Origin of the sequence: Azospirillum sp. ST 5-10, assembly GCF_051225715.1 — a bacterium.
Classification (GTDB): Bacteria; Pseudomonadota; Alphaproteobacteria; order Azospirillales; family Azospirillaceae; genus Azospirillum.
The window spans coordinates 1-11,991 of record NZ_JBPJSP010000016.1 but is presented as its reverse complement, the minus strand read 5'-3'; the positions used below and the strand labels follow the sequence as shown (position 1 = coordinate 11,991).

At 73.0% G+C, this 11,991-nt stretch carries 9 protein-coding genes; 2 read left to right on the top strand and 7 right to left on the bottom strand.

Annotated elements, in window-relative coordinates; genetic code table 11:
• Window positions 1–5: 5 nt before the first annotated feature.
• The 5 genes from ACSBPG_RS17975 to ACSBPG_RS17955 all read right to left on the bottom strand — a co-directional run bounded on the left by ACSBPG_RS17975 (window position 6) and on the right by ACSBPG_RS17955 (window position 4,512).
• On the bottom strand, window positions 6–758 hold the full coding sequence (locus ACSBPG_RS17975; RefSeq protein ID WP_435538571.1) for a hypothetical protein: 753 nt from the start codon (window positions 756–758) through the stop codon (window positions 6–8).
• Window positions 758–2,659, bottom strand: a complete 1,902-nt coding sequence (locus tag ACSBPG_RS17970; protein WP_435538570.1) for a hypothetical protein — start codon at window positions 2,657–2,659, stop codon at window positions 758–760. The genes ACSBPG_RS17975 and ACSBPG_RS17970 overlap by 1 nt, the downstream gene beginning before the upstream one ends.
• Complete coding sequence (locus ACSBPG_RS17965; RefSeq protein WP_435538569.1) at window positions 2,656–3,225, bottom strand: hypothetical protein; 570 nt, start codon at window positions 3,223–3,225, stop codon at window positions 2,656–2,658. The genes ACSBPG_RS17970 and ACSBPG_RS17965 overlap by 4 nt, the downstream gene beginning before the upstream one ends.
• A 104-nt stretch (window positions 3,226–3,329) precedes the next feature.
• A complete protein-coding gene (locus ACSBPG_RS17960) occupies window positions 3,330–3,596 on the bottom strand; it encodes a hypothetical protein (RefSeq protein ID WP_435538568.1) in 267 nt (88 codons plus the stop codon).
• Between the two features lie 100 nt (window positions 3,597–3,696).
• Window positions 3,697–4,512, bottom strand: coding sequence for a phage capsid protein (locus ACSBPG_RS17955; protein ID WP_435538567.1), 816 nt, complete (start codon window positions 4,510–4,512; stop codon window positions 3,697–3,699).
• A 790-nt stretch (window positions 4,513–5,302) separates the two neighbouring features.
• Here ACSBPG_RS17955 and ACSBPG_RS17950 point away from each other — a divergent pair.
• Window positions 5,303–6,088 carry a hypothetical protein gene (locus tag ACSBPG_RS17950; protein ID WP_435538566.1) on the top strand — a complete coding sequence of 262 codons (786 nt, stop codon included), beginning with the start codon at window positions 5,303–5,305 and terminating at the stop codon, window positions 6,086–6,088.
• Here ACSBPG_RS17950 and ACSBPG_RS17945 read toward each other — a convergent pair.
• Window positions 6,019–6,531, bottom strand: coding sequence for a hypothetical protein (locus tag ACSBPG_RS17945; protein WP_435538565.1), 513 nt, complete (start codon window positions 6,529–6,531; stop codon window positions 6,019–6,021). The genes ACSBPG_RS17950 and ACSBPG_RS17945 overlap by 70 nt on opposite strands.
• On the bottom strand, window positions 6,528–7,292 hold the full coding sequence (locus tag ACSBPG_RS17940; protein WP_435538564.1) for a hypothetical protein: 765 nt from the start codon (window positions 7,290–7,292) through the stop codon (window positions 6,528–6,530). Before ACSBPG_RS17940 ends, ACSBPG_RS17945 begins: the two co-directional genes overlap by 4 nt.
• 713 nt (window positions 7,293–8,005) lie before the next feature.
• Between ACSBPG_RS17940 and ACSBPG_RS17935 the strand changes: the two genes are divergently transcribed.
• On the top strand, window positions 8,006–11,991 hold a 3,986-nt coding region (locus tag ACSBPG_RS17935), incomplete at its 3' end, for a beta strand repeat-containing protein (RefSeq protein ID WP_435538563.1).

The following is an 11,991-nucleotide window of genomic DNA, read 5'->3' as shown; positions in this document are numbered from 1 at the left end:
CCCGCTCAGAAGTAGCGGCTGAGAAAGTCCAGGCGCTGCCGCTCGGCGAGCTGGGCCTGCTCCAGCAGGTTGCGGCGGCGGGTGTTGTCCACCTCCTGCTGGATCGCCTGGCGCTTCAGGGTGTCGAGCCGCCTCGCCTCGCCGCGTTCGGCGTCGCTGTCGGCGACGAGGCCCAGCAGGATCGCCTCGCCGGAGCCGTCGGCGGCGCTGACCCCGCCGGCGCCGAGCGCGGCACGGCTGCGCCCCATGGCCCGGCGCAGCGCGTCGCGCCGCCGCCGCTCGTCGGCCTGCGCCTGCTCGGTGAGCGTCGTCAGGCGGTTGCGCGCGTCGGTGACGGCGGACGCCTGGTCGCCGGTCTGGCGGGCGCGGAGCTGCTCGTAGGCCTGGGTCTGCGACTGCGACAGCCACTGCATCTCGCGCCGCCGCGCCGCCTCCTCCTCGGCGGCCTGACGCTCCCGGTCCTGGCGGTCCAGCTCGCGCTCCTGCTGCAGCAGCTCGAGCTGGTGGGCCTGGTCGCGGGCCTGCTCCTCGGCGCGCCGGCGGGCGTCCTCCTCGCGGGCGCGGCGTTCCTCGTCGTAGCGGCGCTCCAGCGCCTGCTGCTCGTAGGCGAGGCGGGCCGCCTCCTGCTGCTGCCGGGCGGCCTCCTGCTGGCGCTGGTAATCGAGTTCCGCCTGGGACTGGCGCGCCCGCTGGCCGGTGCTCCACATCGAGGAGGCGACGGGCAGGGCCGTGGTGAGGAGGGGGGAGATCTGGGCCATCAGTCGTTCACCTTCAGTTCCATGGTCACCGAGAGCAGGGTGAAGGGCAGCGGCGCGTCCTGGTCGATCCGCCACAGCGGCCGGTCGATGTCGCGCCGCCAGCCGAGCGCGCGCAGCCGGCGGTCGCCCGACACCGGCGGGGGCGGGCCGTCGGCCGTGGCGCCGGGACCGAGCCGGTGCAGCACCAGCTCCTGCGGGCCGCGCCCGAGGTCGACGCGCAGCGCCGCCGTCTCCTCCAGGCGGAAACTCACCTCGACCAGCCGCACCCGGTCGCCCGACCCGCCGGCGGCGAGGAGCGAGGGCGGCAGCGGCTCGACCGTGTGGCCGTAGGGCAGCCCGACCTCGACGTGGCGGGCCGGCGGGTCGACGGTGACGCGCCCCAGGAGGACGGCGGCGTCGCCGCGCACGGCGCCGTCGGCCAGCACGCCGACGGTCCGCCCCTCCAGGTGCTCCAGCCCCGACCAGGTGGCGACCGGCTCGGCGCTGTCGCCGACCAGGGCCGAATCGAGGTTGAGGGAATCGTCGAAACGCTCGACGGTCCAGGCGCCGGCGCGCTCGACCAGCAGGTACACGGCGTCGCCGACGACGGCGACGGAGCGCACCGCGCCGTCGGTGGACAGCCGCGTCCAGGCGGTCACCTGCTCGGTCCGGTAGACGGTCAGCGCCGCCATCGTGCCGTCGGCCATGACGACGAACAGCAGGCGCCGGCTCTTGTCGAAGTCCTGGTCGCGCGGGCCCTTCACCAGATGGCGGGCGACCAGCGCCAGGTCGGTGGACTGGTAGGCCTGCTCGGCGTCGGTGTAGAGGAACTCGCGCACCTCGCGGCCGTTGCGCGACACGAACAGGGTCGCCCCGTCGACGTCGCGCGGCGGCAGGGTGCGCTCGACCGGCGAGCCGACGCGGGTCTGCCGGTTGACCTGGATGTTGGCCGGGGTGAGCGGGTCGCCCGTCACCATGTATTCCGCACCCGAGGTGAACACCTGCAGGTGGCGGCCGGAGAACACCGCGCGCACGGCGTTGACCTGGTCGGACAGGATGCCGAACTCGATCGCCTCGTCGTCCTTGCCGGTGCCGAGATCGAAGTTCCAGAGATCGGCCGAGCGCGACAGCCACAGCCGGTTGGGCAGGTCGCGCGCACCGCCGATCACCAGCCGGTCCTGGTGGAAGGCGGCCGACACGGGCCAGCCGCGCCAGGGCGAGAAGGCCTGCTCGTCCCACAGGGGCGTGGCCTCGGTGCCCGGCAGGGCCTCCCCCTGCACCGTCGCCTGCAGCTCGGTCGCCGAGGCGACGCCGGTGACCAGGAGCTGGCGGCCGCGGATGCGGATGCGCGTGCCCTCCAGCAGCGGATCGAACGCCGGCGCCGACGCCGTCACCGTGACGGCCCCGGCGACTCCGCTGGGGGTCAGGGAGACGTCGGCGGGGGCGAAGCGGTAGAAGGGCATGCGCACCTGCTCCTCCTCGACCACGTAGGCCCAGGGGGCGAGCGTCCACTGGGCGGCGGAATCGCGGGTGAGCGTGCGCGGCGGCACGTCGGGGTGGCAGACCAGCAGGGTGTCGGCGCTCTGTGTCCAGGCGATGCGGTCGAGCTGGTCGGCGTCCCACGGCGCCGCGATGGTGGCGACCGGGCCGTCGTCGCGCAGCACGTCGATCGTTCCCGCGGTGAACACCAGCAGGTACACCTGCTCGGTGTTGAACTCGAAGGCGACGAGGCGGCCGCGGCCGCGCGCCGTGTCGACGAAGGCGAGGCCGGAGCGCCGCGACACCCCGCCGGTCGGGTGGATGAAGACGTTGCGCAGGGTGAGCGCGCCGTTCTCGTAGGCGCGCAGGTCGCCGCGGCCGAGCAGGCGCCGGGAGATCTCCCCGGCGGTGAAGTTGGTCTTGACCTGGCGGGCCCGCGTCATGCCGTGCGCGCCTCGATCAGGGTGAAGTCCTCGAACCGCTCCTGGCTGTCCTGCTGGGCGTCGGCCAGGCGGGCGCGGCGCAGCTCGGCCTCGGCCAGCCGGTGCAGGGCGTCGGCGCGGCTGGTGTTCTCGGTCACGGGGATGCAGAACTCCGCCGCCAGGCGGGCGATCAGCGCCAGGTCGAAGAAGGGCGGGAAGTCCTCCTCCGGCGGCCGGCCGAGATAGGTCAGCACCACCGCCTCGGCACCGCAGTGCAGGGCGCGGCCGAGGATGCGGTACTCCAGCCCCCGCCCGCGGCCCGCGCCGGCCGACAGCGCCCGCAGGAAATCGGCCGGGAGCTGGAAGGCGTGGGCGTGGTCGGCCAGCGGCGCCGCGGCGAGGCGGGGCAGGGCGGCTTGGCGGGTGGCGAAGCTCCAGGGGTGGGCCGACAGCAGCGCGTCGCGGGTCGGCGCGTACAGCGCGCCCGCCACCTCGGCCTCGGCGCTGCCCTCGTCGAAGGCGGAGATGGGCGTGGCGCCGATCTTGACGAGCGCCCGGCTGCACAGCCCGATCGCGGTGAGAGCCATGGGGGGAGTCCTCGCGCGGCAAGAAGGCCCTCCCCCGTTGGGGCGGGGGAGGGGCGGGGTGGGGGACGAAGGAGGGTCCGGGACGGGACGGGCGGCGGCGCCGTTCAGTCGCTGTCGGACGCCCCGAACGGGGTCAGGTTCGCCACGTCGACGGCGCCGCCGGCGGCGGTGACGAGGAAGACCCCGCCGGCCGGGGTGCCGTCGGTGTCGGTGTTGGCGAGGATCATGTCGCCGGCCCGCAGCATGTCGGCGGCCGGCGTGAAATAGCCGGCGGTGTCGACGTCGCCGGCGCTGTCGGGGGTGGTGTAGTGCCACAGCGTGAAGCCGTTGGCGTAGGCGAGGACGCTGAGGTCCTTGGACGCGTAGGCCATGGGGAGGTCTCCGGAAATGGATCGCCAAGGGGCGCCCCCGCGCGCGTCTCGTGCGCGCCCGCGGGGGCGCCCGCCGTCGGTCAGCCCTGCGGTGCGGCGCCTATTCCAGGCAGCGCAGGGTGACGACCCCGGCGGCGTCGATGAGGCAGGCGCCCTGGCTCATCATGTTGTTGACGAAGTGGGCGGCGCGGTCGCCGTGCCAGGTGATGTCGGTCTTGACGTCGGTCCCGGCGGCGTGGCCCACCGCCGTCTTGTGGTACCAGTGGCAGCGCCGCACCGCGCCGGCGAGGGTGAGGCCGGAGTGGGGGATCCACAGGGTGCCGAGCCAGCGCTTGGCCTGGGTGCCGCGCCACGGCAGCTCGTCGGCGCCGACGTACTCGGCCCTGGCGAACTCCTCGATGCCCAGCAGCTGGCTCCACTGCTTCCAGCCGACCACGGCGTAGCGCTGGCCGTCGTCGGGCACGTCGGCCTCGCCCAGCAGTTCGAAGGCGGCCAGCACCTTGGCCTTGGTCAGGCCGTCGCTGTCGTCGCCGGCGTGGTTGGCCGACTGGTCGAGCGCCGCGATCAGCAGGTCGTCGGTCTTGCGGCCGAGCGCGTAGGCGCCGGCGCCGGCGATGATCTGCCGCTCGTCGATGTTGGTCTTCAGCTCGTCCAGGCGGTCCACCCAGTCGCCGGCGTAGTAGTCGCCGAGCAGGCACTCGACCGGCGTGTGGTCGAGGTTCATCACCGGCACGGCGCCGTGGCGCGCCTTGGTGGAGGCCGTGCCCTTGCCGACCTTCTGGAAGATGGTCGAGGCCCCCTGGACGTTGTTCTTCGTGCGCACGGTGTTGCGCAGCTTGGACCCCATGCGCTGGTAGGCTTCGTGGACTTCGCGCTCGAACTGCTTGACGAAGGCCTGGGCGACCGTCGTGGACATGGGAATACGCTCCTTTTCGACAGGGATCGGGCTGCCGTCGGGGCGCTGTCCGCCGAAGGGTTGTCGGGCGCGCCGGCCGGCGCGCGCACGGCCGCGGGCGTGCGCGAAAAGACAGGGCCGGCCGGGCCTTTCGGTTGTCCGGCCGGCCCTTCCAGGACAGGCAGTGGAGGGGAGGAAGCGTCGTGGCCCGCGGCGGAGGGGAGGGTACACCGCGGGCCTTGACGGGTTTGTGATACGATAGAAGTCCTATCTTGTCAAGGATGAAAATCCTCTCGACGGCGATGACGCCGGCGCCGGCGGGCGTCTTGGCGCTGTTCCCCGGGCGCGGCGGTTCATTGGTGGCAGGTCCGGCGGCGCGCCGGCTTCGACCGCGAAATCAACGCTTTCGCAGCCATGCGCGATGCGCATGGTAGAGCCAACGACAAACGGATGGAAAATGGGCAGCCCTATGCACAAATTGTGAGCGTTGGCTGTTGCGACGCAACATCCCACCGTTCCGGGCCTCGCCCGGAACCGGGTCTTCGGACCCGGCGTCTCCCAGACGTGAAGCCTCCCTGTTCAACTCGCCGCTAAGCCACGGGCTTGGCGGCGATTTTTTTGCGCGCGCCGACCCGGCGCGCGCGCGGTTCTCCCGCGTCACGACACGCGGGCGGACGAGACGCGTCCGACGCTGGCAAAGTCGTTCCACCCCCATGCCGTCCGTGCGGTCGCCGTCCCGCGGCCACCCGCAATCCGGCCGCTGCGCCGGCGGATGACAATCGGGGCGCCACCCCTTGCCAGAGAGGACCCCATGGACATCCATCTCCGTGCCGACATCGACACCCCGCCGCCTCCCGCCGGGGCCGATCACCTCGCCGCCGCCGTCGCGCGCGCCCGCCAGGCGATGACGGCGCGAGCCGCCGACGTCGGCCTCGACCTCTTCGTCGCGGACGACTGGGGCGGGCTCGACGCCCTCAACGCCCGCAACCGCAACAGCTGGTTCCCGCTGCTGCCGCGGCCGGCGGCGGCTCCGGCCTTCTGGGTCGGCGCGCGCGACGCCGCGGGCGACGTCGTGGCCACCCACGGGGTCGTTCTCGTCGATTGCGCCGGCGTCAGCTTCGGCGACCGGCTGGCCGACCTCTCCCTGTTCCACGACCACGGCAGGGCGCCGTCCGAGGAATGGTGCTTCTGCGCCAGCGAGGCGGCCTACGACACCCACGGCCGCGTCGGCTGGATCGTCGCCGGCTGGACGCGTCCGGACTGGCGCGGCAAGGGGGTGTTCCATCTCGTGGGGCGGTTCGCCCGGGCGGTCTCGTGGACGCGCTGGCGGCCGCTGTGGTGGGTCGGGCTGGTGGATCCCGAGACCGTGCCGGTGTGGAGCGGCCGCGCCGCCGGGCGGCGGCGCATCGAGGCGCGGCCGGGCGTCCTCTACCATCAGGCCGGCGTCGGCCGCCTGCCGCTGCACGTCATGCGCCTGTCGCGCGCCGGGTTCGCCCTCGACATGCAGGCGGTGGCGGCGCCGGCGCCTCAGTGCAGGGTGATCGCCGACAGGATGGCGCGTTCGCCCGAGGGCAGCGCCCAGCCGATCAGCGCGTGATCGTAGGAGAACGGCGAGGCGGTGACACCGCGGGTGACGATGTGGTTGTACAGCGCCTCGCCGCTGTCGATGGCCTCCCGGTACTGGCCGCCGACGCTGGCGGCGAAGTCCTGCAGGGGGTCGGTCTCCTCCGGCTTGCCCAACTGGCCGCGCGCCCAGTCGGCGCCCAGGGCGGCGATGGTCGGTGCGCCGATGAAGCGGAAGGTCAGTGCCTCGCCCGGCCCGCCGGCCAGGAAGGTGCAGCACGCCAGCAGGCCGGTTTCCTTGAGGAACGCCACCAGCTGGCGGTCCGGCGTGCGGTGGCGCCGGCACTCGGCGACGATGGTGCGCTGCCAGTCGGCCGCCCGCCCGAACGGCCGGCGGGTGATCTCCACCGCCGGCACGGCGGTCGGCGGCGCGGCGGTGCGGACCGCCGTGCGGAAGGGCAGGACCGTCGCCGTCATGCCGCCTTGCCTCCGGTGAAGCGCGCCGCCATGGCGGCGTAGGCGGTCCGCACCTGCTCCTCGGTGAGGCCGGCGGCTTCGGCGCCGGCCTCGACCATCGGGGTGGTCGGCGTCAGGGGCAGCATGGCCGGGGCCTCCGCCTCGAAGGCCGCCACCGCCTCGGCGAAGGCGCCGCGCCGGGGCTCCGCGTCGGCGAGCCGCATGGTGGTCTCCAGGGCGGTGCGCGCCAAGCCGGTGGTCCACGGGCGGCCTTGGGAGCCGTCGCCGCCGTGCGCCACCTCGTCGAGCAGCACCCGCAGCTTGACCGTCAGGCCGGGCAGCCCCTCGGCCGTCTGCCCGGCCAGGGCGTCCATCACCTCGGCGAATTCGGTCCGCGCCGAGTCGTCCGGCGCGCCGCCGTCCTGCGCGATGCGGTGCCGCAACGCCGCCCGCCGCGCTTCCAGCGCCACCAGGTCGGCGTCGACGGGGTGGCCGGCGACGGCGAGCCGGTCGGCGGCGAGCTGCAGTTCGGCCAGCAGGTCGCGCACCGCCAGGATCAGCGGGCGCGGTGCCGCGGCGGCGTAGAGGTCGAGGCAGCGGATGGCGTCCATGACCGTCGTCAGGGGCAGGGCCGCCGCCACCGCCGCCGGGTCGCAGCCCAGCGGGATCGTTTCGGCGATCTCCTGGAGCGGCGTGCGCCGCCGCGAAAAGGCCCGCGACAGGCGATCTCCCTCCGTCTCGTGCCATCGCCGTTCCCCGTCTTTCCGATCGATTTGCCTCATCCCGCCTTCCCTTGTTCGAAGAGACCCCCGCCGCGATCCGGTGCCGGTCCGCCGGACGCCGCCGGCGCGCGCGTCTTACGATATCAGCGCGGCCGCCCCGGTTCTCCAGTTTCTTGCAGTGGCGGGCGCCGTGGGTCGAACAAATGGCATCGGAGCCGGAAACTATGCCTGCCGTTGCACGGGGGCCGCGATCCTCTCCATTGTACGGATGGGAACGATGGGTCCGGCGTTCCGAATGACGCGGAGCGCGTAAGAAATTGCCTCACTTTGTCGAGAATCGTTGCTCGACATCGCGTCGAAAGCTCCCTAAAACCCGAGGAAAATCATACGTGGGTATGAGAGGTGCGGCGTCTCCGGCCGAGAGTCGGTTCTTGATGGGCAGCGCGCGGCGCAATGTCGGTCTTTTGTCGCCGCGCACCGACGACGCACCGCGGTCGGCCTGACTCTCCTGCTTGGCGTCCTCTTCGTTTCTCCTGATTCACAGAATTAATGCCGGTCGGTCGGCCTGTGCTGCTGCATTTTCAAGTGCAGTATGCAGGAAAACTCGACATGTCTACGTGAATTAGTTTCGGGTCGTCGCAATTTGTCTCATTTGACGAGTGGCATTATTCCGATTGCTGCAAGAACAGTTTCCGGCGGAGTCCGGTTCGGGTGCCGGATCTCGGGCATGGTGACGGCCTTGCCGTGGATGTCAAAGACGGGGGAGATGATTCATGGCGGATGTGACCGGTACGGATGGCGCCGAAACGCTGTCGGGTGGCGCCGATGACGACGCCATCTTCGGTCTCGGCGGCGCCGACTGGCTGTTCGGGTACGGCGGGGCCGACTCTCTCGTGGGCGGCGACGGCGACAACGTCCTCGACGGCGGCGACGACGACGACACCCTCGTTGGCGGAAACGACAACGATACCCTGAGCGGCGGGGCCGGCGACGATTCCCTCGACGGCGGCTACGGCAACAACGTCCTCGACGGCGGCGCCGGCAACGACACGCTGCAGGCGTCCGGCCCCCCGTCCACCCTGCTCGGCGGCGCCGGCGACGATCACATCACCGGCACGAGCACGGGCGCCTGGATCGATGCCGGGGCGGGGAACGACAGTGTCTACGGCCTTGGCCAGATGGACACCATCTACGGCGGCCTGGGCGACGACACGATCGACGGGGGCGGCAACACCACGGTCTACGGCGGGGACGGGAACGACCGCATCAGCACGGGCAATTCCGGCACCAACCTGGCCTTCGGCGACGCCGGCAACGACACGCTGGACGGCGGCAGCGCATCAGGAACCCTGCGGGGCGGCGACGGCGACGACTACATATCAGCCCTCTCGGCAACCCACCTTCTCGACGGTGGGGACGGCAACGACACGCTGTCCGGCGGCTCCGGCAACGACACGTTGAGCGGCGGCGCCGGCAACGATTATCTCTCCGACACGGGCGGCGGCGTCAATCTGATCATCGGCGACGCCGGCAACGACACGCTGATCGCCGGTGGCGGCCAGGCGACGCTGGAGGGCGGCGACGGCGACGACAGCCTCGATGGCTCGTCGGGACCGGCGCTCCTGAGCGGCGGGAGCGGGAAGGACCATCTGCACGGCAAAGGGGCGAACGACACGCTGTCGGGCGGGGACGGCGACGACACCCTGGACGGCGATGCCGGCAACGACACCTTGGATGGCGGCGCCGGCAACGACACGCTGTTCGGCGGCACCGGCAGCGCCAACGACCTGCTGGGCGGCGGCCTCGGCGACGACACCCTCGATGGCGGGGACGGCTCCGACACCTTGGACGGCGGCGCCGGCAACGACGTGCTGACCGGCGGCGATGGCTTCGACCTGCTGAGCGGCGATCTCGGCGACGACCTCCTGGACGGCGGCATCTATGCCGACACCCTGTCGGGCGGGGCCGGCAACGACACGCTGGTCGGCGGCAGCCACAACGACGTGCTGGACGGCGGCGACGGCACCGCCGACGTCGCCGACTACAGCGGATCGGCCGCCGCGGTGGCGGTCGACCTGGCGTCCGGTTCGGGCGGCGGGGCCGGTTCCGACGCGGACGGTGATACCCTGGCCGGCGTCGAATGGGTGTTCGGCTCGGCTGGAGACGACACGCTGGCCGGCGACGGTGCGGCCAACCTGCTGCGCGGCGGCGCGGGGGACGACAGTCTGGTCGGCGGCGGCGACAACGACACGCTGGTCGGCGGTGCCGGCGCCGACACGCTGGACGGCGGCGCCGGGACCCACGACATGGTGGATTACCGCGACGCGACCGTTGGCGTGTACATCGATCTGGCGACCACCACCGCGGCCTCCGGTGACGCCGCCGGCGACCGTCTGGTGGACGTCGAGGACGTCTTCGGGTCGGGCCACGCCGACACGCTGCAGGGCGGTTCCGGCGACAACGCCCTCCTCGGCGGCGGCGGGAGCGATGTCCTCCGCGGGGCCGGCGGGAACGACGCGCTGTCCGGCGGCGAGGGGGACGACACGCTGGTCGGCGGCGACGGCGCCGACACCCTCGACGGCGGCGACGGCGCCGACACCGCCGACTACTCCGCCGAACTGGCGGCCGTGCAGGTGGATCTGGCGGCCGGGACCGGAGCCGGTGCTGCCGACGGCGACACGCTGACGTCCGTCGAGCATCTCGTCGGCACCCTCTACGACGACCGCCTGGTGGGCTCCACCGCGGCCAACCGTCTGTCCGGCGGCAGCGGACACGACACGCTGAGCGGCGGTGCCGGTGACGACACCCTCGACGGCGGCTACGGCAACAACCTGCTCGACGGCGGCGACGGGAACGATGTTCTGACGGGAACCGACGGGCAGGACACGCTCCTGGGTGGTGCCGGTACCGACCTCCTGCGGAGCGGTTCCGTGCAGACCGTCCTCGACGGCGGCAGTGGGAACGACACGCTGTCCGGCGGCAGCGGGAGTGACACGCTGAGCGGCGGCGACGGCGACGACCTTCTCCATGACGGCGCCGGCGCCGATCTCGTCGACGGCGGCAGCGGCGACGACACGCTGTCCGGCGGCGGCGGAAGCGACACGCTGAGCGGCGGCGACGGCGACGACCGCATCCTCCTCGACAGCGGGGCCGCCCTGGGCGACGGCGGGGCCGGCGCCGACACGCTGGTCGGCGGTTCGGGCGCCGACACGCTGGACGGCGGTGCCGGCGGGGACAGCCTGTACGGCGGCGTGGCGTCGGACCTGCTGCGCGGCGGCGACGACGACGACGAGCTGTACGGCGGCTCGGAGTCCGACACCCTGTCGGGCGGCGACGGGAACGACACGCTGGACGGCGGCGACGGCTACGACACGCTGGACGGCGGTGCCGGCAACGACACGCTGTTCGGTGGAAGCGACAGCGGCAACGACGCCCTGAGCGGCGGCCTCGGCGACGACCTGCTCGACGCCGGCCAGGGCAGCGACACGCTGTGGGGCGGCGACGGGCGGGATACGCTGTCGGGCGGCGACGGCTACGACACGCTGTACGGCGGAGCGGACGAGGACGCGCTGTACGGCAACGGCGCGCAGGACGTCCTGAGCGGGGATGCCGGCGACGACCGCCTGGACGGCGGTGCCGACAGGGACCTCCTGTCGGGTGGGGACGGCACCGACACGCTGGTCGGTGGTGCCGGGAACGACACGCTCGACGGCGGTGCCGGCGCCGCCGACGTCGCCGACTACAGCGGCTCGGCGCTCGCCGTGTCCGTCGATCTGGCGACGGGTGTCGGCGGCGGGAGCGGCTCCGACGCGGACGGCGACGCCCTGTCGGGAATCGAGTGGGTCTTCGGCTCGGCAGGCGCCGACACCCTGGTCGGCGACGGCGTCGCCAACCTTCTGCGTGGCGGCGGCGACGACGACACGCTGGACGGCGGCGGCGGCAACGACACGCTGCTCGGCGGGGCCGGGGCGGACACGCTGGTGGGCGGCCTCGGCGACGACACGCTGAGCGGCGGGTTCGGAGCCGACACGCTGGTCGGCGGCGCCGGCATCGACACCGCCGACTACAGCGGCTCCGGCATGAACGACGACCCGGCGGTCGGCGTCTCGGTCGATCTCGCGACCGGCATCGGCACCGGCGCCGAGGCCGAGGACGACGTGCTCCAGGGCATCGAGAATCTGGTCGGCTCCGACCAGGGCGACACGCTGGCGGGCGACGGCTCCGCCAACCTGCTCGTCGGCCTTCACGGCGACGACATCGTCTCCGGTGGGGACGGCGCGGACACCCTGTCCGGCGGCATCGGCGCCGACACCCTGTCGGGCGGCGCCGGCAACGACACGTTCGTCTACACCCCGCCGTCGCCCATCGGGATGAGCGACGACGAGACCACCGACACCGACACGATCACCGACTTCGCCGCCGGCGACCGCATCCGCGTCGCCGACGCCCAGTTCTCCGGCACGGTCACCGCCGGCGACGGCAGCAGCGTCGACGCCCGTTCGGTGCAGGTCGAGTCGGCCGGCGGCCTCACCCGTCTCCACATCGACACCGACGGCGCGGCCGGCGAGGGCGAACTGACCATCGAGCTGACCGGCGCCTTCACGACCGCCAACTTCACCCTGTCCGGCGGCGACATCGTCTACACCGTTCCGTCGCCGCCCTCGGGCGGCGGCGGCTCGGGGGGCGGCGGGCCGACGACGGTGACGACGCCGGTGCTGGGGACGCCGGTGACCGTCGTCGACAGCACCACCACCAACAG

Bases quoted from the DNA above. Each gene is read 5' to 3' on its own strand.
- ACSBPG_RS17940 (WP_435538564.1), bottom strand. From the start codon at position 7,292: ATGAGGCAAATCGATCGGAAAGACGGGGAACGGCGATGGCACGAGACG.
- ACSBPG_RS17965 (WP_435538569.1), bottom strand. From the start codon at position 3,225: ATGGCTCTCACCGCGATCGGGCTGTGCAGCCGGGCGCTCGTCAAGATC.
- ACSBPG_RS17945 (WP_435538565.1), bottom strand. From the start codon at position 6,531: ATGACGGCGACGGTCCTGCCCTTCCGCACGGCGGTCCGCACCGCCGCG.
- ACSBPG_RS17970 (WP_435538570.1), bottom strand. From the start codon at position 2,659: ATGACGCGGGCCCGCCAGGTCAAGACCAACTTCACCGCCGGGGAGATC.
- ACSBPG_RS17960 (WP_435538568.1), bottom strand. From the start codon at position 3,596: ATGGCCTACGCGTCCAAGGACCTCAGCGTCCTCGCCTACGCCAACGGC.
- ACSBPG_RS17975 (WP_435538571.1), bottom strand. From the start codon at position 758: ATGGCCCAGATCTCCCCCCTCCTCACCACGGCCCTGCCCGTCGCCTCC.
- ACSBPG_RS17950 (WP_435538566.1), top strand. From the start codon at position 5,303: ATGGACATCCATCTCCGTGCCGACATCGACACCCCGCCGCCTCCCGCC.
- ACSBPG_RS17955 (WP_435538567.1), bottom strand. From the start codon at position 4,512: ATGTCCACGACGGTCGCCCAGGCCTTCGTCAAGCAGTTCGAGCGCGAA.